Here is a 20,067-nt window from a genome sequence, read left to right on the forward strand (position 1 = left end):
CAGCAAAAGCGCGGCTAGAGGCGCGCCCATCACAAACCATAATAACGCAGGAGCTTCCCCCATGGCGGTCACTCGCACCTTTTCGATCATCAAGCCCGACGCCACGCGTCGCAACATCACCGGCGCCGTCACCAAGATGCTGGAAGAAGCCGGCCTCCGCGTCGTCGCGTCGAAGCGCATTCACATGACCCGCGAACAGGCCGAAGGCTTCTACGCGGTCCACAAGGAACGCCCCTTCTTCGGCGAACTCGTCGATTTCATGATCAGCGGCCCCGTCGTCGTCCAGGTGCTGGAAGGCGAAAATGCCATGCAGGCCAACCGCGACATCATGGGCGCGACAAACCCCGCGAACGCCGATGCCGGCACGATCCGCAAGGAACTGGCCGAAAGCATTGAAGCAAACACCGTCCACGGTTCGGATAGCGACGAAAATGCGGCGATTGAAATCGCCTATTTCTTCAAGCCTGAAGAAATCGTCGGCTGAGGCGTAAGCCTATGCTAATCAAAAGGGCGCCGGAGCGATCCGGCGCCCTTTTTGTTGGTTTTGGCAGGGGATACAGGATGAAACCGGGCCCGATCTGCGTTGTCGTTGCGGGTCTGGCGCTGTCCGCGATGACGCCGGCCGAGGCTCCCGCCATTGCATCCTCCGAAGGTGTTTACCGGCTGCCCTATGCCGACGGAACGCGCGTATCTGTTTTCGACGATGCGGCAACGCACGGTCCACGGGGCGCGGTCGACCTCGTCGGCGAACCTCGCGGCGTCGATCGCCCCCACCGTATTGTCGCGGCCGCCGACGGAGTAGTCATGGCGATCGAGGAAAGCTTTTCCGAACAGCAAAGCGGCCGCGCTGCCGCCGACTGCCGCAACAATTATCTCTGGCTGTCGCACACCAATGGCGAATGGACGCTCTATTCGCATATGGCCGCGGGCAGCAGCAGCAGCGCCGGACTACGGGTCGGCGGCCGTGTTCGCGCGGGGCAGTATCTGGGCGACGAGGCCGCCGTCGGATGCGCGATGCTGTCGCACCTGCACTTCGAGGTGGCGATTCCCCACGCCACGACGCCGATCGACAAAGGCGGCTTCCTTACCGACAACGCCCTGCGTCAGCGCATTCGCGTCCCACGCTTTTGCGGCGTCATAGACAAGACGGTGCGCAAGGACGCATTCTACACGGCCGCTGCCTGCCCTTAGGTCACAGTAAGGGGCTCAGCGTCGCGAGCAGGTTTCGCCACAGCCGACGCAACATGCTGGCGCGAGCGATATCTTCGGCGGTCACCATGTCCGACTCTGCCAGATATTCGTCCTGCCGGGAGCGGATCTCGCCGACGAAACCGGGGTCGGCGAACAGGATATTATTCTCGAAATTGAGCTCGAAGCTCCGCCGGTCGAGATTGGCCGAACCGATCAGCGCCACCGCGTCATCGACGACCATCGTCTTGGCGTGGAGCAGGCCGGGGCGATATTCATACAAGCGCACGCCAGCGGCGATCATCTCGTCATAGTAGCTGCGGCTGGCGTTCGCGACGATCCGGCTGTCGTTGCGCTGCGGCAGGATCATCACTGCCCTGACCCCACGCCGCGCGGCATCGAGCAGCGCACAGATCAGTTGCTCGTCGGGAACGAAATAGGGCGTCGTGATCACCAACTCGCGCCGCGCGGAGTGAATGAGCGAGGTGAAACATGCGGTCATCGCGGGATAGGGCAGGTTCGGCCCGGTGCCGATGACCTGCGCCGCGATACCCGGTTCGGCAACGCTCGGCGGCTCGGCGTCGTCGCCCAACAGGTCGCTGATATCGTCGCCATGCTCCGATTCCCAGTCGGCGGCGAAGATGAACTGGCAGTCGCGCACGACCGGGCCTTCCCAACGGGTCATCAGGTCGACCCATGGCGCATAGCGCGACTTCACCCGAAACTCAGGGTCGGCGAGATTCTGGCTGCCACACCACGCGATGCGGTTGTCGACGATCAGCTGCTTGCGGTGGTTGCGCAGGTCGAAGCGGCCCCGGATCAGCGTCCAGACAAGCCCGCCGATCGGCAGAGCGATACGCGCATCGACCCCCGCATTGCCGAGTTCGATCCAATAGGCCGACCGGATGAAGCCGCGCGATCCCAATGCGTCGGCGAGTACGCGGACCTTGACGCCGCGCTGGGCTGCGCGGATCAGCGCGTCTTTGATCCGGAATCCGTTGTGGTCGGCTAGCCAGATATAGAAGCAGAGATGGACGGTCGATTTCGCACCGTCGATATCCTCGACCATCTCGCGGATCGCGGCGTTGCTGTCCTGTGCGAGGCGCGCGCGATTGCCGCGCGTCGGCGGGAGTGCATTGGCGGTTTCGGCGAGTGCGAAGGGCGCTGCATAGGCCGTCTCGGCAAGCTCATGCCGGACCGCTTGATTCTCCGACGGGTGCGGCAGATGCGCCTCGATTGCGCGATACCGCGCGCGCCGCTTCGAACTGATCCGCGCCTCGCCGAGCAGCAGATAGGCGATCACCCCGACCACGGGGACCATGATCGTCGCGATGAGCCATGCGACACGCGAAGCGGGTTCGCGCTGCGGACGCAATATGATCCGCCCGATCACCACGATATGGACCGCAAGGAACAGGGCCGACAGGGCAAAGGCGGCGTCGAATGCCATCACGGCACCTCAACCGGCTTTCGGTGAAAACGCCAGCGTGAATTTGGCCCCGATCAGAATTCGTCTGCAATCCCCATCAGCCCGGCGAGCTTCTTGGGCGCCACCGCCAGCCAGCTCTTGCGCAGCCACTCGCCGATCGCATCCCAATCGGTGTCGCCAAGGTCGAGGCGGATGCCGACCCAGCCGTCGCCGAAATAGGCGGGACGGTAATAGCGGTCTTCGTCGAGCTCGATCAGCATCGCCTGTTCTTCGCCGCCGCTGATTTTCACCAATAGTGCGACCTTGCCCCCCTCTTCACTACTTGAGCCATGATGATCCTCGGTGAAATAGGCGAATTTCTTGCCCTTCACGATGCCGAAGCACGGCATGCCGTGCGAGGTCACTTCGTCAGCCTCGGGCAGCGCCATCGCGATTTCGCGCACGCGGTCGCGCAGATATCCGGGCGACCGCTCGCGCGTCACGAACGCGGCCAGCGTCGGCGGATAAAGCTGATGCTCGGCGATCCGTACCCGCTCCACCAATGTTTCGACCGTGTCGCCGGGCAGGATCGCGACCGGCGTCTGCGCCAGCACCGGCCCCTCGTCGACGCCGGGCGTCACAATATGGATGCTGCACCCACCGAACTTGTCGCCGGCGTCCAGGGCTTGTTGGTGGGTGTTGAGCCCCTTGTAGAGCGGAAGCAGGCTGGGGTGGATATTCACCATCCGGCCCGCCCAACGGCTGACGAACGCGTCCGAAAGGATGCGCATATAGCCTGCAAGCGCGACAAATTCGGCGCCGGCGCCGCGCAATTGCTCGTCGACCAGCGCGTCGAATGCGTCGCGGTTCATGCCCTTGTGCGACAGGCCCCAGGTCGCGATGCCCTCGGCCTCGGCGATCTTCAGCCCCGGCGCGTCGGGGTCGTTGCTGCCCACGAACACCAGTTCATAGGGGCAGTCGGCGGCTTTGGCGGCATAGAGCAGCGCCGCCATATTGGTGCCGGCGCCTGAAATCAGGACGGCGACACGCGCCTTAGCCATTATGCGTGGCGCTCCACGCGCCCATCGCGCTCCATGTTTCGACGCTGCCCGTTACGGTGCAGCCCTTTTCGCCCTCGGCGATATGCCCGATCCGGTGCACGGTCTCGCCCCCGGCCTCGAGCGCCGAGGTAACGGCGTCGACATCGGCTTCGGCGACGACAACCGCCATCCCGATCCCGCAATTGAAGGTGCGTGCCATTTCTTCGGGCTCGATATTGCCCTGCGCCTGCAGGAAGGCCATCAATCGCGGCTGTTCCCACGCATCGGCATCGACGTGCGCATGAAGGGTTTTCGGCAGGATGCGCGGGATATTTTCGAGCAGCCCGCCGCCGGTAATATGTGCCAGCGCGTGGATCTGCCCGGTCTTCACCAGCGGGAGCAGGCTCTTCACATAGATGCGCGTCGGCGCCATCAGCGCATCGATCAGCAGCACAGTCTGGTCGAACAGCGCGGGACGGTCGAGCTTCCAGCCCTTGTCGGCCGCGAGCCGCCGCACGAGCGAGAAACCGTTCGAATGCACCCCCGACGACGCGAGCCCCAGAATGATATCGCCCGCCGCCAGCTTGTCGGCGGTCAGCACCTGGTCGCGCTCGACCGCGCCGACGCAGAAACCGGCGAGGTCATAGTCGCCGTCCAAATACATGCCCGGCATTTCAGCGGTCTCGCCGCCGATCAGCGCGCATCCGGCCTGCTTGCATCCCTCGGCGATGCTCGCGACGACTTCGGTCGCAACGTCGTTGTCGAGTTTGCCGGTGGCGTAATAATCGAGGAAAAACAGCGGCTCGGCGCCCTGAACGATCAGATCGTTCGCGCACATCGCGACCAGGTCGATGCCGACCCCGTCATGCTTGCCCGATTCGATGGCGAGCTTCAGCTTGGTACCGACGCCGTCGTTCGCCGCGACGAGCAAGGGATCGTTGAACCCCGCGGCCTTCAGGTCGAAAAAGCCGCCAAAACCGCCAAGGTCGGCGTCGGCGCCGGGTCGGCGCGTCGCACGGGCGAGCGGAGCGATGGCACGGACCAGCGCGTTGCCGGTCTCGATCGATACGCCGGCCTGCGCATAAGTGTAGGAGCCGGATTGGTTGTGCTTGGAATCCATGGCCAGCGCGACTAACGACTCTGGCCACGAAATGCCATGATTTCCTTGTCCGGCGTCACGCTTTTGGGCAGAGCATAGAGAAGATATGATTTCGGCTGCTTCCCCCCGCTTCGCGCCCCGCCTGACCCTCTATGCCTTTCGCCCGCGCGACTGGCGCTGGGCCGCGCTTTTCGGGCTATTCTTCGCGATTCTGCTCGTCGGCGTGGTCGAAGGGCAGATCAGCCGTGGCGATCGCGGCATCACCCCGATCAACAGCAGCGGCGATTTCCTCGCCAGCGGAATTCTCGTCGATGTCACCGGCGACAACGCCGACGATGCGCGTGAAAAGGGCTGGCGCGAGGCGCAGCGCCTCGGCTGGGCGCAGCTTTATCGCAAGTTGAACGGCAGCGACGGCCCCAAGCTCGGCGATTCGGTGCTCGACGGCATCGTCACCGCTATCGTCGTCGAGGAAGAACAGATCGGCCCGCGCCGGTACGTCGCCCGGCTCGGCGTCCAGTTCGACCGCGTCCGTGCCGGCCAGATCCTCGGCGTCAGCGGCCGCACGCTCCGCTCGCCGCCCTTGCTCGTGATCCCGGTCTATTCGATCGACGGCATCCCGCAGGTGTTCGAACAGCGCAGCGCCTGGCAGCGCGCCTGGGCCGAATATAATACGGGGGAGAGCGCGATCGACTATGTCCGCACCGCGGGCACTGGCGCCGATACCTTGCTGATCAACGCCGGCCAGACCGGCCGCCGGGGCCGCGTCTGGTGGCGCGTGATCCTCGACCAATATGGCGCCGCCGACGTGCTGACCCCGATCGCACGGGTCGAATATGCCTATCCCGGCGGCCCGATCAAAGGCTATTTCACTGCGCGCTTCGGCCCCGACAGCAAGCTGATTTCCAGCTTCACGATGACCGGTCCCAGCCCCGCCGCGCTGCCCGACATGATGGCAAAGGCGGTCGCGCGGATGGACCGCATCTATATCGACGCGCTGGCCTCGGGCGTGCTGCGCACCGACACCTATCTCGTCCTCGAAAAGCCGGTCGAAAAGGCCGACCTGCCCGAAGAGGTCGCGACCGACGACGACGCTTTGCCCAGCGAAATCGACAGCAGCGTGCCGACGACGGCCGCCGCAGGGGTCCAAAGTTTCACCGTTCAATACAGCTCGCCCGATGTCGACTCGGTCACCGCGACCGAACGAGCGGTCGGCGGCATCTCGGGGGTCCAGTCGGCCTCGACCACCAGCCTTGCGCTCGGCGGCACGTCGGTGATGCGCGTGACCTTCCGCGGCGATATCGCGGCGCTCAGCGCGGCGCTCGCGGCGCGGGGGTACAAGGTGCAGGAGGGCGGCAGCACGCTGCGGATCAGCCGCTGATGGCGCGCGTCACCTCCAGCCAGATCGCACTGCCGCTCGACTGGAGCGCAGGGGGCAGCAACGACGGCCCGCTGATCGTCGGCACCAGCAACGCCGATGCCGTGCGCTATCTGCGCCATGTGTCGACCTGGCCCGTGCGCACGGCGGTTCTCACCGGCCCGCGCGGTTCGGGTCGTAGCCTGATCGGCCGGCTTTTCGCCAGCGAGACCGGCGGCCGCGTGATCGATGGGCACGACAGCGTATCGGAAGAGGATATCTTCCACGCGTGGAATGCGGCGCAGGCGAGCGGTTCGCCGCTGCTGATTATCGCCGATGCGCCGCCGGCGGAATGGAATGTCGCGCTTCCCGACCTTCGCTCGCGCCTCGCCGCCGTGCCTGTCCTGACGATCGGCGATCCCGACGATTGCCTCGCGCGCGACCTGATCGAGGCGCTGTTCGCGCAGCGCGGCATGGCGCTCGCGCCTGAGGTTCCTTCCTATATCGTTCCGCGAATGGAGCGCAGCTATGCGATGATTCACCGCGTCGTTGCGGCGCTCGATGCCGCTTCGCTGGAAAAAGGGCGGGGCGTTAGCGTTCGTCTTACGCGTGAAACATTACTGTCACAGGGGCTGATCGATCCCGATCTCCTCGAAAGGCAGGATGAAGCACAATGTCGATAGCCGGTGGCCCCTTACGTGCCGACAATGACGCCAATACGGCGCTTCCCACCTTCGGTCCCGAACGCTTCTTCAACCGCGAACTGAGCTGGCTGGCCTTCAATCGTCGGGTGATGGAAGAGGCGCGCAACCCTGCGCACCCACTGCTCGAACGCCTCCGCTTCCTGTCGATTTCGGGCAGCAACCTCGACGAATTCTTCATGGTCCGCGTCGCTGGCCTGAAAGGTCAGCAATTACAGGGGATCGACGATCCCTCGGCCGACGGCCGCTCGCCGGGGCAACAGCTTGCCGAGATCGAGGCCGAGGTAAACCGCCTCGTCGATCAGCAGCAGAGCGAATGGCAATTGCTTCATCGCCAGCTTGGCGAACAGGGCATCGTCGTCCACGGCACGGGGTCCGACCGCGAGGCGCTGCGCACCGCACTGCGTCAATATTTCATCGACCAGATTTTCCCGATCCTGACCCCGCAGGTGCTCGATCCGGCGCACCCCTTTCCCTTCATCCCCAATCGCGGTCTCGGGATCATCTTCGACCTGCAGCGCAAGGCGACAGGCGAAACCGTCCGCGAACTGGTGATGATTCCGGCGGCGTTGCCGCGCTTTGTGCCGGTTCCGGGGCAATCGAATGCTTTCGTTCCGATCGAATATCTGATCGAGATTTTCGGCGGGCTGCTGTTCCCCGGCTTCACCATCCGATCCCTTGGCGTGTTCCGCATCATCCGCGACAGCGATATCGAGCTGGAGGAAGAGGCCGAGGATCTGGTCCGCCTGTTCCGCACCGCGATTCGCCGCCGCCGCCGTGGCCGTGTGATCCTGCTCGAACTCGAAGCCGACATGCCCGGCGAAATCGCCGAGGTACTCAACGCCGACATTCAGGGGCATGAGGCGATCGTTGCGAAGATCGGCGGCTTTATCGGTCTCGCGGCCCTGTCGGCGCTGGTCGATGTCGATCGCCCCGACCTCAAATTCCCGGCTTATTCGCCGCGTTTTCCCGAACGCATTCGCGAACATGGCGGGGATTGCTTCGCGGCGATCCGCAGCAAGGATATCGTCGTCCACCATCCGTATGAAAGCTTCGAGGTCGTCCTCGCCTTCCTGCGGCAGGCCGCGGCCGACCCCGATGTCGTCGCGATCAAGCAGACGCTCTATCGCGCTGGCGACCAGTCGCCGGTGATCCGCGCGCTGATCGAGGCGGCCGAGGCGGGCAAGTCGGTGACCGCGGTCGTCGAACTCAAGGCGCGTTTCGACGAAGAACAGAATCTCCTGTGGGCGAACCAGCTCGAACGCGCCGGGGTACAGGTCGTCTACGGCTTTATCGAGTGGAAGACGCACGCCAAAATATCGATGGTCGTTCGCCGCGAAGGGCAGGGGTATCGCACTTATTGTCACTTCGGCACCGGCAATTATCACCCGGTGACCGCGCGCATCTATACCGATCTCAGCTTCTTCACCGCCGACCCGCGCGCGGGGCGTGACGCGGCGCAGCTGTTCAATTACATCACCGGCTATGTCGAACCCGAACGGCTCGACCTGATCACCATGTCGCCGCTCAACATGCGTGCGCATCTCAGCCAGTTGATCGACGCCGAAATCACGGCGGCCAAAGCCGGGCTGCCGTCGGGCGTGTGGGCCAAGATGAACAGCCTTGTCGACCCGGACATCATCGACAAGCTCTATCAGGCGAGCGCGGCGGGGGTGCGGATCGAACTGATCGTACGCGGCATCTGCTGCCTGCGCCCCGATGTGCCGGGCCTGTCCGAAACGATCCGCGTCAAGTCGGTCGTCGGCCGCTTCCTCGAGCACAGCCGCGTCTGGGCCTTCGCCAACGGCGCGCCGCTGCCGCATCGCGGCGCAAAGCTTTACATCAGCAGCGCCGACTGGATGCCGCGCAACTTCGATCGCCGGGTCGAATATATGATCCCGATCGAGAACCCGACCGTCCACGACCAGATCCTCGATCAGGTGCTTGTCGCGAACCTGATCGACAATGAACAAAGCTGGATATTGCAACCCGACGGCACGTCGGTGCGTGTAACGCCGGGAGACAAGCCATTTAATCTTCATCATTATTTCATGAACAACGCCTCGCTGTCGGGCCGTGGCACCGCGCTGCACAAGCGTCACGACGTGCCGACGCTCGCTTTTAATGTGCGCGAAGATTGACAAAAAATTGAACGCCAAGAGTAACTCAAAACAGGCAGTCAGCCGATCCGCAGTGATCGACATCGGCTCCAACTCGGTCCGTATCGTCGTCTATGAAGGTCCGGCGCGCGCGCCTGCGGTCATCTTCAACGAAAAGGTCGCGGCGGGTCTTGGCCGCGGCCTCGCCGTCAATGGCCGCATTGCGCCAGAAGATGCGGAACGCGGCCTCGTCGCGCTGCGTCGCTATGCGTTGCTCGCCAAACATATGGAAGTGAAGGACGTGCAATGCGTCGCCACCGCCGCCGTGCGCGACGCGGCGAACGGTCCGGACTTCATCGCCGCCGCTGCCGAAGCGGGGCTCCAGATCCGGCTGTTGTCGGGCGAAGAGGAAGCCGAAGCCGCGGGTCATGGCGTACTCGCGGCGATACCCGACGCGCATGGCATTGCGGTCGACCTCGGCGGTGGCAGCCTTGAGCTTGCCGAAGTGTCGGACGGACAGGTCGGACGCCGGGCTTCCTTCCCGCTCGGCGTGCTGCGTCTGCCGGCGCTGCGCAAGGATGGCGAGCAGGCGTTCGAGCGCGCGATTCGCAAAATGCTGCGCGACGCGGGCTGGCCCGGCGACGGATTGACGGGCCTCCCGCTCTATCTCGTCGGCGGATCGTGGCGCGCGCTCTCGCGCCTCGATCTTGAACTCACGCGCGATCCGCTCGCGGTGCTCGACCAGCATAGCTTGCCGCGCAGTGCGCTTCGCCGCCTGATCCGCGCCTCAAAGCGCCTGACCTTCGAAGAATTGCGCGCGATCCCCGGCATGGCGTCGAATCGCGCGGCGGCGTTGCCCGATGCGGCCGCGCTGCTCGCTGCGCTCGTCAACATCCTCGACGTGCCCGAGATGACGGTTTCGTCATCGGGCCTTCGCGAAGGTCTGCTTTATCAGGCCCTAGATGCAGAAACGCGCGCGCAGGACCCGCTGATCGTCGCTGCCGAATTCGAGGGGCGACGCCTTGCGCGTTTCGCGCCGCACGGCCGCGCGATCGCTGCATGGATCGCGCCGCTGTTCGCCGACGAAGCCCCCGCCGACAGCCGTGTCCGCCTTGCGGCGAGCCTGCTCAGCGATGTGGCATGGTCGGCAAACCCCGACTTCCGCGCCGACCGCGGGACCGAAATCGGCCTTCACGGCAACTGGCGCAGTATCGATATTCCCGGCCGCATCCTTCTCGCACGTGCTCTGTATGCGGGTTTTGGCGGGTCCGACGCCGAGTTTCCAGCGATGGGCAACCTCGTGGCCCCCGAACGGCTCGCCCGCGCGCGTCAATGGGGTCTTGCTATCCGCCTTGCGCAGCGCCTGACCGGCGGGGTCGAGGCGCCGCTGCGGGCGAGCGGTATTGCGCTGGTCGAGGGCAAGCTGAAGCTTTGTCTCGATGCCGGCTGGCATCAGCTGGCGGGCGAATCGGTCGAACGCCGCCTGCGCGTTCTGGCGCAGTCGCTTGATGCAAAGCCGGAGCTGGTGCTGCTTTAGATCTCAATCGCCGCGTTGGGATCGATTTCGCTCATCACCAGCTTGCCGTTGACCACGGCAAAGCCCATCCGCCCTTCGACCAGATCGAGTGCGGCGTGTCCGAACACGTCATATCGCCAACCTTGCATCATCTGGATACCATCGCTGCGCGATCCGGCGGCAAGGGCTTCCAGATCGTCGCTGCGGGCGATCAGCCGCGACGCGACATTCAATTCGCGCGCACGTATTTTCAGCAACAGCTTCAGCAAGTCGGCGACGAGGGTGCCTTCCTTACCCAGACCGGGCCCGCGCGGGGCGCGGTCGGGCATCTCGTCCTTCGACATCGGCTTGGCATTGGCGATGGCGTCCATCAACCGGCCGCCGATGTCGTTGGTCCGCCACGTCGCCGACAATCCGCGAACACGGCCCAGCCCGTCCTGATCTTTCGGCGGATGCGCGGCGATGTCGGCCAGCGTCTCGTCCTTGACGATGCGGCCGCGCGGCAGGTTCTTTTGCCGCGCCTCGCGCTCGCGCCATGCGGCGAGCGACTGCAGGCGGCCGAGGACGTCGAGCTTGCGCGTCGGCACCTTGATCCGTTGCCACGCCTTTTCGGGATCGACGCTGTAATTGGCGGGATCGGCCAGCTTTTCCATTTCCTCGTCGAGCCAGTGGCCGCGGCCGGTCTTGATCAGCTTGTCGAGCATCATCGGGAAAATCTTGGCAAGGTGCGTGACATCCCCGACCGCATAGTCGATCTGGCGCTTGTCGAGCGGGCGGCGGCTCCAGTCGGTAAAGCGCGCGCCCTTGTCGAGTTGCAGCCCGATCCAAGCCTCGACCAGGTTCGAATAGCCGACCTGCTCGGCCTGACCCAGCGCCATCTGGCCGATCTGGGTATCGAAGATCGGGTGCGGCGTCTTGCCGGTCAGGTTGAAGATGATTTCGACATCCTGCCCGCCGGCATGAAAGACTTTCAGCATGTCCTCATTGTCGACCAACAGGTCGAGCAGGGGCTTCAAATCCATGCCCGCCGCCAGCGGGTCGATCGCCGCGGCATGGTCGCGGTCGGCCACCTGGATCAGGCAAAGCTCTGGCCAGAAAGTGTTTTCCCGCATGAATTCGGTATCGACGGCGATGAAATCGCTGTCCCGAATAAGGTCGCAAAATTCGACGAGCGCGGCGTTGGTTTCGATCAACGGATGGACTTGCATAGCGCGCCTATACAGCTAGTTGAGAGGAACGGGCAGGAAAATTTGCGCGTGCTCTTCGGGTTGCGGAGCCGAAACATCGGCCGGGGAAAAGGACGAAGGGAATAGGGGCATGATGTGGCTCGGTTGGGCGCTCGCTGCGCTCGGTTTTGCGTTGCTTCTCGGACAATATGCCGCGGGGCAAGCGGATATTTTTCTGTCGATCGCCAATCCGCGGCCGCTCGACGAGGAATCGATGGTCGTCACGCTGAAGGGCTGGGGGTTCGCCGCGCAGGCTGCGCAGCCGTTCGTGACCCCCGAATCCGATCACGGCCTGTGCGACGTCCGCGTGTTCGCGACCCGGCGCCAGATGCTCGTCGCGATCGCGACCTTTGGCTTCTTGCGTCCGATCACCGTCGCGTGGCGCGCGCACGCCGGCATCCTCCCGCTGGGAGAGGCCTGATGCCGATCGTCAAACTCGGCGACGAAGGTCGCTGGACCAATTATCACGGCACTGGCACCTGCGAAGCGGCGACGCGCTTTGCGCTGCGCAGCGGTGACGCCGAACGCGGGCGCGACGAGATCGCGATTGCGGCGAAATCGCTCCAGGACTGGCTGCGACAGGCGGATGCCGCAAAGCGCCGCGTCCGCCCGCTCGGCGCGGGCTGGTCGCCCTCGAACGTCAATATCAGCTCGCAAAGCTGGCTGCTCCACACGCGCCGCTTCAACCGCTGCTTCCGCATCGGCGCGGCTGACGTGCGGCCCGGCATCGACGCAGGCGGCTTGATGCTCGTCGAGGCGGGCGCGCTCGTCGATGAGGTGTCGGACAAGCTGGAAGCGCAAGGCCGCTCGCTGTGGACCAGCGGCGCGGGCAACGGCCAGACCTTTGCCGGCGCCTGTGCGACCGGCACCCATGGCTCGATGATTGCGCGCGGGGGCATACAGGACCATGTTCGGGCGGTGCAGGTCGTGACCCCGACGGGCATCCACTGGATCGAGCCCGTCGCCGGGGTGATGAGCGACGCCTTCGTCGCCGCGACCGGCTCGACGCTGCTGCGCGACGACGATGTCTTTGCCGCGGCGCAGCTTCCCGTCGGCTCGCTTGGCATCGTCACCGCGCTCGTCGTCGACAGCGTGCCGAAATTCCTCGTCCGCCCCATCCAGAATTTGCGCAGAGTCGATTGCGCGGCGCTGGACTGGCTCGCCGCGGGGGATTTCCGTCGGTTCTCGGCCGCTTATGCGCTCGATCGGGACCCCGATTTCGTCCAGATGATCGTCAACCCCTACAAGCCGTTCAAGCGCCCCGCTATGCTTCGCTTCCTCTATCGCGAGCCATGGCGTGATGATTATAACCGGGCGACGCCCGGCCAACTCGGCGCCGGCTACGACGCGCTCAGCCTGCTCGGCCGTCTGCTCGACGATTACCCATGGGCCCGCGGCCCGCTGCTGCAATTCGCCATGAAACTGGGCTATGCAAGCGGCCCCGATATTGACGCGCCACCGGTCTATGGCAGCTGGGGGGAGGGGCTCGACACGCACCGGCCGCTCGCCGACCTGTTCAACGCCTCGGTCACGATCGACCGCGCCGACCTCGCCCGCGCGTTCGAACTCATCTGCGCAGTTTACGCCAGACATGGCGGCTCGACCGTCGTCACGGTGCGCTTCATGGAACGCGCGCAGGGTCTGCTCGCTCCCGCGCGCTTTGCGCATAACGCGGTGATCGATTTCGATGGCCCGCGCAGCCAGCGCACTGCGGACGCTTACGCCCGCGTCGTCGAATGCCTCGATGCCGAGGGCATCGCCTTCACCCGCCATTGGGCAAAAAGCTGCCACCTCGACGCCGCGCGGGTCGCCGCCGACTATGGCGATGATTTCCGCCGCTGGCGCGCGGCGCGCGACCGCCTGCTCGCCGATCCCGCCCACCGCGCATTGTTCGGCAGCGAGGTGCTCGATAACCTCGGTCTGACCCGTTGATTCCGCCCTCAACGCTTGACAAATGGTGCGGCGCATTGCCTTAGGCGCGGCCATATCGGCGCGTTTTCCTGCGCGCGCTTCCGAACATTGAAAGACGATCACATGCACGCCTATCGCACCCATACATGCGCCGATCTTCGCGCCGCCAACGTCGGTGAGGAAGTCCGTCTTTCGGGCTGGGTGCATCGCACGCGCGAACATGCGAACGTGCTTTTCGTCGATCTTCGCGACCATTATGGTATTACCCAGATCGTGGTCGAGACCGGCTCGAACCTCTATCCCACGGTGAACGCGCTGGGCCCCGAGTCCGTTCTGACCTTCACGGGCAAGGTCGCCGCGCGATCGCCCGAGACGCTTAATCCGAAGCTGGCGACCGGCGAGATCGAAATCTATCCGAGCGCGGTGACCGTGCAATCGGCCGCCGATCGCCTGCCGCTGCCGGTGTTCGGCGAGACCGAATATCCCGAGGAAATCCGCCTCACGAACCGCTTCCTCGATCTCCGCCGCGAGCGCCTGCACAAGAATATCGTGCTGCGTTCGAACGTCATTTCGTCGCTGCGCCGGCGGATGATCGATCAGGGCTTCACCGAGTTCCAGACGCCAATCCTGACCGCGAGCAGCCCCGAAGGTGCGCGCGACTATCTGGTCCCCAGCCGCGTCCATCCCGGCAAATTCTATGCGCTGCCGCAGGCGCCGCAGATGTTCAAGCAGCTGCTGATGGTCGCGGGCTTCGACCGCTATTTCCAGATCGCGCCCTGTTTCCGCGACGAGGATGCGCGCGCCGACCGTAGCCCCGGCGAATTCTATCAGCTCGATTTCGAAATGAGCTTCGTCACGCAGGACGACGTCTTCAACGCCATCGAACCCGTCCTGCATGGCGTGTTCGAGGAGTTCGCCGATTTCGACGGCAAGGGCCGCACCGTGTCGCCGCTGCCTTTCAAGCGCATTCCGTACCGCGAATCGATGCTGAAATATGGCAGCGACAAGCCCGACCTGCGCAACCCGCTGCTCGTCCATGACGTGGGCGATTTCTTCAAGGGATCGGGCTTCGGCCGCTTTGCGACCATGGTCGATGAAGGCCAGGTTGTCCGCGCCGTCGCCGCCCCGGAAACGCAGGAGAAGAGCCGCAAGTTCTTCGACGAGATGAACAGCTGGGCGCAGTCGGAAGGTTTCCCGGGCCTTGGCTATGCGACGCAGAAGGACGGCGTGTTCGGCGGCCCGATCGCCAACAACCATGGCCAGGACGGCATGAAGGCGATCGCCGACGCGATGGGGCTGGGCCCGAACGACGGCATCTTCTTCGCCGCGGGCGCCGAAGCGAAGGCGGCAAAGCTTGCGGGCCTTGCGCGCACGCGCGTCGCCGACCAGCTGGGCCTGATCGACAAGAGCCGCTTCGAATTCTGCTGGATCGTCGACTTCCCGATGTTCGAAGCCGACGAGGATACCGGCAAGATCGACTTCAGCCACAACCCCTTCTCGATGCCGCAGGGCGAGATGGACGCGCTGACGGGCAAGGATCCGCTCGATATTCTCGCCTATCAGTATGACATCGTCTGCAACGGCGTTGAACTGTCGTCGGGCGCAATCCGGAACCATCGCCCCGACATCATGTACAAGGCGTTCGAGATCGCGGGCTATTCGCAGGCCGATGTCGATGCGAATTTCAGCGGCATGATCAACGCCTTCAAGTTCGGCGCGCCGCCGCATGGCGGATCGGCGCCGGGTGTCGATCGCATCGTGATGCTGCTCGCCGACGAGCCGAACATCCGCGAAGTCATCGTTTTCCCGATGACCCAGAAGGCCGAAGACCTGATGATGAATGCGCCGGCGCCGGTCAGCGACAAGCAGCTCAAGGAACTCGGCATCCGCCTCGTCGACGGCCCCAAGGGCTAAGCGTGGTCGAAGCGCCGCGCGAGCACCGGCTGGCGACGCCGGAGGGCGAGATCTGCTGGTTCGAATGGGGCGTGCCCTCCGACCGGCCCTCGCTGCTCCTGCTCCACGCGACCGGTTTTCACGCGCGATTGTGGGACCAGGTCGTCGCGGCCTTGCCGCCCGGCACGCATATCATCGCGCCCGACCAGCTTGGCCATGGGCGCAGTGCCAAGCCGGCGTCGCTTTCGGACTGGGCAAAAACCGCCGACGCGCTGTTGCCGCTGGTCGATCGTTTCACGGGCACATCGCTCGTCGGATGCGGACACAGCATGGGCGGTTACGTCCTGACCCGGCTTGCCGCCGAACGCCCCGACGCCTTCCGGCATATCTTCCTGATCGACCCTGTCGTCATGCCGCCCGAATTTTATGTTGGCGCGGCCGACGAGCCGGTCCCCGATCCGGCCGACCATCCGGTGGCGCGGCGGCGAAGCCGCTGGGACGGCTGGGAAGCGATGAGCGCTCATTTTGCTGCGCGCCCGCCTTATGCCCTTTGGCAGCCCGCGGTGCTTGCCGATTATTGCCGTTACGGCCTGCTCCCCGCCACGCATGGCGAGGGATGGGACCTCGCTTGCCCACCGGCGCTCGAAGCCTCGGTCTATCAAAACGCGCTGCGCACCAACCCGCACGAATGGCTCGGCCGCATCGCTGCACCCGCCAGTGTCATCCGCGCCCGCACCGGCGAACGCGCGGGGCATCTCGACTTTTCGGTCAGCCCGACCTGGCCCGGCCTCGGTGCGGCGCTTGGCGCGGTGCGCGACGAGCAGTGGACTGACCAGAGCCACTTTATACCGATGGAAGCGTCACAGCGGCTCGCCGACCTGATTGTCACCGCGCTTTGACAGCATCGCCGGGCTGCGATAGCCCGGCGCGGGGTTGAGCATGGGGGCGATGATGGTCGAGGCGCGATGGATATTGGGTGCCGCACTGCTGTGTTTTTCTGTTCCGGCGGCGGCGGAAACGCTGACGATCGATGGCAGTGACCCCGCCAGCGCCAACGTCAATGATCTGCTCCGTATCTCGGTTGAGCGTTTCGAGGGCTCGGACGGCGGCGCGTTTGCTCAGGCGCTCGAAGCCGCGCTCGCCGAGGCGCGGTTCGACGGGCGCCCCTATTATCGCATCGTGGCCCCCGAATCGGGCGCGCCCAGCGACGGCCTGTTAACCGGCACGGTCCGCACCGGCGTCGATGAGGTCCGCGTTACCGAGAAACGCAAGCGTTGCGTCGAACAGGATCCCACTGACAAGAAGAAGTGCCTGAAAGAAGCCGATGTCGACATTCGCTGTCACCGCCGCATCATCACCGTCGCGACAACCGCGCGGCTGGTTGCGCTCGACGATGGGTCGATCCGCTATACAAGAGCCCTGAACGCGCGCGATCAGCAAGTGTTCTGCCCCGACCGCGCGGCTTCGCAATCGGCCGAAGATTATGTCGATGCGGCGATTCGCAATCAGGTGCAGGCGGTGCGCCGCGACCTCGCGCCGCGCGAATATTCGCTCGACGTCCGGGTCGATGAAAGCACGAAAGGGCTGGCGAAACCGGCGCAGGCGGCCTTCAAAAATGCCATTCGGCTGACCAAGAGTAACCAGCCCGCGGCCTGCGCCGCCTGGACTGCGTTAACCCGCGACGCCGAGCCCACTGCTGCGCTGGCCTTCAATCTCGGGCTCTGCGCCGAAATGCAGGGTGATTACACCGCCGCAATCGACTGGTATAGCGAGGCGCAGCGCCAGGGGTCGCGCAGCGGCGCCATCGCGGAGGGTCTCGATCGGATCGACCGCGGCCGCCGCGCGCTCGTCGATTGGGACGCGCGCAAGCTTTTGCTGGGCCAGCCGTAACGAAGCGCGCGCGCGCTGTGCCAGAAAATGACATCGCCGCATCGCGCTTGGTACGACGGCATGGGTTGCGCTAGGAGGCCCCATGAGCATTTCCCTTTCCGATCACGAAGCCGGCACCAAATTCGACGGCGACTATTCCGACGCGCTCGACGCGCTGCAGGAACGGCTCGAACGCGTGCAGTCCGCACACATCACCCACGGCCAGCGCAGCATCATCATGTTCGAGGGCTGGGACGCGGCGGGGAAGGGCGGCATCATCAAGCGCATGACCGCATTGCTCGATCCCCGATATTTCGACGTGTGGCCGATCAGCGCGCCGACCGACGAGGAAAAGGCGCGCCATTTTCTGTGGCGTTTCTGGAAGCGCCTGCCGGGCAACCGCGAAATCTCGATCTTCGACCGCAGCTGGTATGGCCGCGTGCTGGTCGAGCGCGTCGAGGGCTTCGCGACCGAGGCCGAATGGCGCAAGGGGTACGACGAGATCAACGAGTTCGAGGCGCAGCTGACCGGCAGCCGGACGAACCTCGTCAAGATCTTTGTCCATCTGACGCAGGAAGAGCAGGACAAGCGCTTCACCGATCGCCTCGACGATCCGTGGAAGCGGTGGAAGACCGGCGCGGAGGATTATCGCAACCGGGCGAAGCGCAAAGACTATCTCGCCGCGATGGACGAGATGTTCGCGCAGACGAACACCCGCTGGGCACCGTGGAAGGTGATCGACGGCAATAACAAGAAAGCGGGGCGCATCGCGGCGCTGACTCACATCGCCGAGGCGCTTGAGGCGATGGTGCCGATGACGCCGCCCGACCTCGATCCCGCGGTCGTCAAGCTTGCGGGAAAGGCATTCGGCTACAAGCCCAAAGACTAGGTTTTTCGCCCCTCTCGGCTAGCAATCGGCCGCCCCAGCCGCTACATGGGGATGATGAGCCGCGCCAAAAGAACCGATGATTGGGGATTTCCCCGCTGGCGCCCCTATGGTTCGGGCAATGAAGCGCAAAAGGTCCGGCTGTGCGATCGCCATGGCTGCACCAACCCCGGCAACTGCCCCGCGCCCAAATCGCCCAACAGTCCCGAACGCTGGTATTTCTGCGAAACCCACGCCGCCGAATATAATCGCGGCTGGGACTATTTCGAAGGATTGAGCGCCGAGGATGCCGCCGCGCGCGCCGCGGATGAAACGCGCGACGCCGGAGCTTATGCAAAGGCGCAGCATTATGCGTGGGGCGGGTCGGGCGACGGCAGTCGCAGCGCCGACGAAATGCGCGCGCTCGAAATCCTCGACCTCGAACCCGACGCCGATTTCGAGGCGACGAAAAAAGCGTGGCGGGGCCTTGCCAAGGAAACCCACCCCGACGTCAAACCCGGGGACGCGGAAGCGGCAAAGCGGTTTGCCGCCGGGCAGGCGGCGTTCGAGGTGCTGAAGCAGGCCGAAGAGCGGAAGAGCTGGAAACCGGCATAGCTCGGTTCCGACGCCCATGCGGGTGTACCGGTTCGCGAGCTTGATTGACGGCTCAGTCCAGCGCGCGTTTACCCAAATCTGATCGAGAGCGATCAAACAAGGGGGGCGGACATGCGTATCATCGGCGGCTTACTCATGAGCGCGGCATTGACGACGTCCGCCGTGGCCGAGCCCATGACCTACCAAAGCGGTTTGAGCCGGGTCGAAGGCATGGTCGGGCTCGGCCTTACCATTCCCATCGGCGGCAACCGACAAAAAGCGCCGCCGCGCGTCGAATTGCGCCTGACCCGTGATGTGATGAACTTTGACGGTACGCGGCAATCGGGCACTGGCATCCGCCCGAACGAGACGCGGATCGGCGTGTCGCTGGAGCGCGACAATCGGCTGCTGATCGACGGGCGGCCGATCGATACGACGCGGCGGAACAAGATCTCGACCGGGGCCGGCATTGCGATCGGCGCCGTTGCGGTTCTCGTGATCGGCGGGCTGCTGGTCGCCGACGCGGCCCGCGACGCTTCGGAATAGCGGTCGTTGCCTATTTATAGATACAGCTGTCCAGACCGTCGCGCCGCACGACACCGATCCGCGCGCGGATCGTGTTGCCATAACGGCGCGTGAAGCCCGATGGACTGACTGCTTCGCGCTTCTTGGGTAGCGGCAGGATCGCGGCGATGCGGCCGGCTTCGGCGGGGGTCAGCTTGCCCGCACCATGCCCGAAATACCGCTGCGCGCCCGCCTCGACGCCATAGGTTCCGATTCCGGTCTCCGCGACGTTGAGATAGACTTCCATGATCCGGCGCTTGCCCCAGATCTTCTCGATCAGGAAGGTGAACCACACCTCGGGGACTTTGCGGACATAGCGCGTCCAGCCGCTGCCCTGCCACAGGAAGACATTCTTCGCCGTCTGCTGACTGACCGTCGATCCGCCGCGCATCCTTTTGCCCTTGGCGTTGCGCTCGATCGCTTGTTCGATCGCATCGCGGTCGAACCCGTCATGGCTGCAGAATTTGCCGTCCTCGGCGGCGATCACCGCGCGCACCATATTGCGGTCGATGGCGGACAGGCTTTCCCAATCCTTCGTGATCCCGTTGCTGTCGGCCAGCATGGTAAAAGTCACCGGCGGCGGCACGACGGCATAGATCAGCACCCACAGCACCGAGGCGATGATGAACCAGAGCAGCCATTTGAACGGCCGGAGATACCGGGGGAGCTTGCGCTTCTTCGCGCGGGAGGGTGTTGTCATGCGGGCAAATTACCCGCTTGTCGTCCGGAGGCAAGCGGGC

General features: G+C 64.6%; 19 protein-coding genes. 14 read left to right on the forward strand and 5 right to left on the reverse strand.

Going from position 1 to position 20,067, the window contains the following annotated elements; translation table 11 throughout:
* Positions 1-61 precede the first annotated feature (61 nt).
* Positions 62-484 (forward strand): nucleoside-diphosphate kinase, encoded by a 423-nt coding sequence (ndk, locus tag AC3A43_RS01040; protein ID WP_487790696.1) that lies wholly within the window; start codon positions 62-64, stop codon positions 482-484.
* A gap of 77 nt (positions 485-561) precedes the next feature.
* Positions 562-1,191 carry a M23 family metallopeptidase gene (locus AC3A43_RS01045; protein ID WP_487790697.1) on the forward strand — a complete coding sequence of 210 codons (630 nt, stop codon included), beginning with the start codon at positions 562-564 and terminating at the stop codon, positions 1,189-1,191.
* A gap of 1 nt (position 1,192) precedes the next feature.
* On the opposite strand, the gene cls is transcribed toward AC3A43_RS01045, so the two are convergent.
* From cls to purM, 3 genes are read right to left on the reverse strand one after another with little or no spacing between them, the layout of a single operon-like run.
* On the reverse strand, positions 1,193-2,638 hold the full coding sequence (cls, locus tag AC3A43_RS01050) for a cardiolipin synthase (RefSeq protein WP_487790698.1): 1,446 nt from the start codon (positions 2,636-2,638) through the stop codon (positions 1,193-1,195).
* Positions 2,639-2,691: 53 nt separating this feature from the next.
* On the reverse strand, positions 2,692-3,657 hold the full coding sequence (gene purN / locus AC3A43_RS01055; RefSeq protein WP_487790699.1) for a phosphoribosylglycinamide formyltransferase: 966 nt from the start codon (positions 3,655-3,657) through the stop codon (positions 2,692-2,694).
* Complete coding sequence (purM, locus tag AC3A43_RS01060; protein ID WP_487790700.1) at positions 3,650-4,756, reverse strand: phosphoribosylformylglycinamidine cyclo-ligase; 1,107 nt, start codon at positions 4,754-4,756, stop codon at positions 3,650-3,652. Before purM ends, purN begins: the two co-directional genes overlap by 8 nt.
* 85 nt (positions 4,757-4,841) lie before the next feature.
* Here purM and AC3A43_RS01065 point away from each other — a divergent pair, with 85 nt between their 5' ends.
* Genes AC3A43_RS01065 through AC3A43_RS01080 form a run of 4 tightly spaced genes read left to right on the forward strand, consistent with a single transcriptional unit; the run spans position 4,842 to position 10,426 of the window.
* Positions 4,842-6,113, forward strand: a complete 1,272-nt coding sequence (locus tag AC3A43_RS01065; RefSeq protein WP_487790701.1) for a heavy-metal-associated domain-containing protein — start codon at positions 4,842-4,844, stop codon at positions 6,111-6,113.
* On the forward strand, positions 6,113-6,772 hold the full coding sequence (locus AC3A43_RS01070; RefSeq protein ID WP_487790702.1) for an HdaA/DnaA family protein: 660 nt from the start codon (positions 6,113-6,115) through the stop codon (positions 6,770-6,772). Before AC3A43_RS01065 ends, AC3A43_RS01070 begins: the two co-directional genes overlap by 1 nt.
* Entirely contained in the window at positions 6,763-8,931 is a 2,169-nt protein-coding gene (locus tag AC3A43_RS01075) for an RNA degradosome polyphosphate kinase (protein ID WP_487790703.1), read from the forward strand. Before AC3A43_RS01070 ends, AC3A43_RS01075 begins: the two co-directional genes overlap by 10 nt.
* On the forward strand, positions 8,915-10,426 hold the full coding sequence (locus tag AC3A43_RS01080; protein WP_487790704.1) for a Ppx/GppA family phosphatase: 1,512 nt from the start codon (positions 8,915-8,917) through the stop codon (positions 10,424-10,426). Before AC3A43_RS01075 ends, AC3A43_RS01080 begins: the two co-directional genes overlap by 17 nt.
* Here AC3A43_RS01080 and rnd read toward each other — a convergent pair.
* Entirely contained in the window at positions 10,423-11,613 is a 1,191-nt protein-coding gene (rnd, locus tag AC3A43_RS01085; RefSeq protein WP_487790705.1) for a ribonuclease D, read from the reverse strand. The two genes, AC3A43_RS01080 and rnd, sit on opposite strands and share 4 nt — an antisense overlap.
* A 109-nt stretch (positions 11,614-11,722) precedes the next feature.
* Here rnd and AC3A43_RS01090 point away from each other — a divergent pair, with 109 nt between their 5' ends.
* The 8 genes from AC3A43_RS01090 to AC3A43_RS01125 all read left to right on the forward strand — a co-directional run bounded on the left by AC3A43_RS01090 (position 11,723) and on the right by AC3A43_RS01125 (position 19,309).
* Positions 11,723-12,052 carry a hypothetical protein gene (locus AC3A43_RS01090; RefSeq protein ID WP_487790706.1) on the forward strand — a complete coding sequence of 110 codons (330 nt, stop codon included), beginning with the start codon at positions 11,723-11,725 and terminating at the stop codon, positions 12,050-12,052.
* Positions 12,052-13,563: an FAD-binding protein gene (locus tag AC3A43_RS01095; protein WP_487790707.1), complete on the forward strand. Its 1,512-nt coding sequence runs from the start codon at positions 12,052-12,054 to the stop codon at positions 13,561-13,563. Before AC3A43_RS01090 ends, AC3A43_RS01095 begins: the two co-directional genes overlap by 1 nt.
* Positions 13,564-13,665: 102 nt before the next feature.
* Positions 13,666-15,456 (forward strand): aspartate--tRNA ligase, encoded by a 1,791-nt coding sequence (gene aspS / locus AC3A43_RS01100; RefSeq protein WP_487790708.1) that lies wholly within the window; start codon positions 13,666-13,668, stop codon positions 15,454-15,456.
* A gap of 2 nt (positions 15,457-15,458) precedes the next feature.
* Entirely contained in the window at positions 15,459-16,334 is an 876-nt protein-coding gene (locus tag AC3A43_RS01105) for an alpha/beta fold hydrolase (protein WP_487790709.1), read from the forward strand.
* A gap of 40 nt (positions 16,335-16,374) precedes the next feature.
* Positions 16,375-17,325 (forward strand): DUF6340 family protein, encoded by a 951-nt coding sequence (locus AC3A43_RS01110; protein ID WP_487790710.1) that lies wholly within the window; start codon positions 16,375-16,377, stop codon positions 17,323-17,325.
* 82 nt (positions 17,326-17,407) lie between these two features.
* Positions 17,408-18,193, forward strand: a complete 786-nt coding sequence (locus AC3A43_RS01115) for a polyphosphate kinase 2 family protein (RefSeq protein ID WP_487790711.1) — start codon at positions 17,408-17,410, stop codon at positions 18,191-18,193.
* A gap of 54 nt (positions 18,194-18,247) precedes the next feature.
* Positions 18,248-18,784, forward strand: a complete 537-nt coding sequence (locus AC3A43_RS01120; RefSeq protein WP_487790712.1) for a J domain-containing protein — start codon at positions 18,248-18,250, stop codon at positions 18,782-18,784.
* Positions 18,785-18,895: 111 nt separating this feature from the next.
* A complete protein-coding gene (locus AC3A43_RS01125; protein ID WP_487790713.1) occupies positions 18,896-19,309 on the forward strand; it encodes a hypothetical protein in 414 nt (137 codons plus the stop codon).
* Positions 19,310-19,319: 10 nt separating this feature from the next.
* On the opposite strand, the gene mtgA is transcribed toward AC3A43_RS01125, so the two are convergent.
* Positions 19,320-20,027 (reverse strand): monofunctional biosynthetic peptidoglycan transglycosylase, encoded by a 708-nt coding sequence (gene mtgA, locus AC3A43_RS01130; protein ID WP_487790714.1) that lies wholly within the window; start codon positions 20,025-20,027, stop codon positions 19,320-19,322.
* Positions 20,028-20,067: the final 40 nt, after the last annotated feature.

The organism is Sphingopyxis sp. Soil_C_28, assembly GCF_057657055.1.

What these genes read in the sequence shown, in the direction of transcription:
- AC3A43_RS01110 (WP_487790710.1), top strand. Translation starts at nt 16,375, where the DNA reads ATGGGGGCGATGATGGTCGAGGCGCGATGGATATTGGGTGCCGCACTG.
- AC3A43_RS01095 (WP_487790707.1), top strand. Translation starts at nt 12,052, where the DNA reads ATGCCGATCGTCAAACTCGGCGACGAAGGTCGCTGGACCAATTATCAC.
- AC3A43_RS01080 (WP_487790704.1), top strand. Translation starts at nt 8,915, where the DNA reads ATGTGCGCGAAGATTGACAAAAAATTGAACGCCAAGAGTAACTCAAAA.
- rnd (WP_487790705.1), bottom strand. Translation starts at nt 11,613, where the DNA reads ATGCAAGTCCATCCGTTGATCGAAACCAACGCCGCGCTCGTCGAATTT.
- AC3A43_RS01120 (WP_487790712.1), top strand. Translation starts at nt 18,248, where the DNA reads ATGAGCCGCGCCAAAAGAACCGATGATTGGGGATTTCCCCGCTGGCGC.
- ndk (WP_487790696.1), top strand. Translation starts at nt 62, where the DNA reads ATGGCGGTCACTCGCACCTTTTCGATCATCAAGCCCGACGCCACGCGT.
- AC3A43_RS01065 (WP_487790701.1), top strand. Translation starts at nt 4,842, where the DNA reads ATGATTTCGGCTGCTTCCCCCCGCTTCGCGCCCCGCCTGACCCTCTAT.
- AC3A43_RS01125 (WP_487790713.1), top strand. Translation starts at nt 18,896, where the DNA reads ATGCGTATCATCGGCGGCTTACTCATGAGCGCGGCATTGACGACGTCC.
- AC3A43_RS01090 (WP_487790706.1), top strand. Translation starts at nt 11,723, where the DNA reads ATGATGTGGCTCGGTTGGGCGCTCGCTGCGCTCGGTTTTGCGTTGCTT.
- purM (WP_487790700.1), bottom strand. Translation starts at nt 4,756, where the DNA reads ATGGATTCCAAGCACAACCAATCCGGCTCCTACACTTATGCGCAGGCC.
- cls (WP_487790698.1), bottom strand. Translation starts at nt 2,638, where the DNA reads ATGGCATTCGACGCCGCCTTTGCCCTGTCGGCCCTGTTCCTTGCGGTC.
- mtgA (WP_487790714.1), bottom strand. Translation starts at nt 20,027, where the DNA reads ATGACAACACCCTCCCGCGCGAAGAAGCGCAAGCTCCCCCGGTATCTC.
- aspS (WP_487790708.1), top strand. Translation starts at nt 13,666, where the DNA reads ATGCACGCCTATCGCACCCATACATGCGCCGATCTTCGCGCCGCCAAC.
- AC3A43_RS01045 (WP_487790697.1), top strand. Translation starts at nt 562, where the DNA reads ATGAAACCGGGCCCGATCTGCGTTGTCGTTGCGGGTCTGGCGCTGTCC.
- AC3A43_RS01115 (WP_487790711.1), top strand. Translation starts at nt 17,408, where the DNA reads ATGAGCATTTCCCTTTCCGATCACGAAGCCGGCACCAAATTCGACGGC.
- purN (WP_487790699.1), bottom strand. Translation starts at nt 3,657, where the DNA reads ATGGCTAAGGCGCGTGTCGCCGTCCTGATTTCAGGCGCCGGCACCAAT.
- AC3A43_RS01075 (WP_487790703.1), top strand. Translation starts at nt 6,763, where the DNA reads ATGTCGATAGCCGGTGGCCCCTTACGTGCCGACAATGACGCCAATACG.
- AC3A43_RS01070 (WP_487790702.1), top strand. Translation starts at nt 6,113, where the DNA reads ATGGCGCGCGTCACCTCCAGCCAGATCGCACTGCCGCTCGACTGGAGC.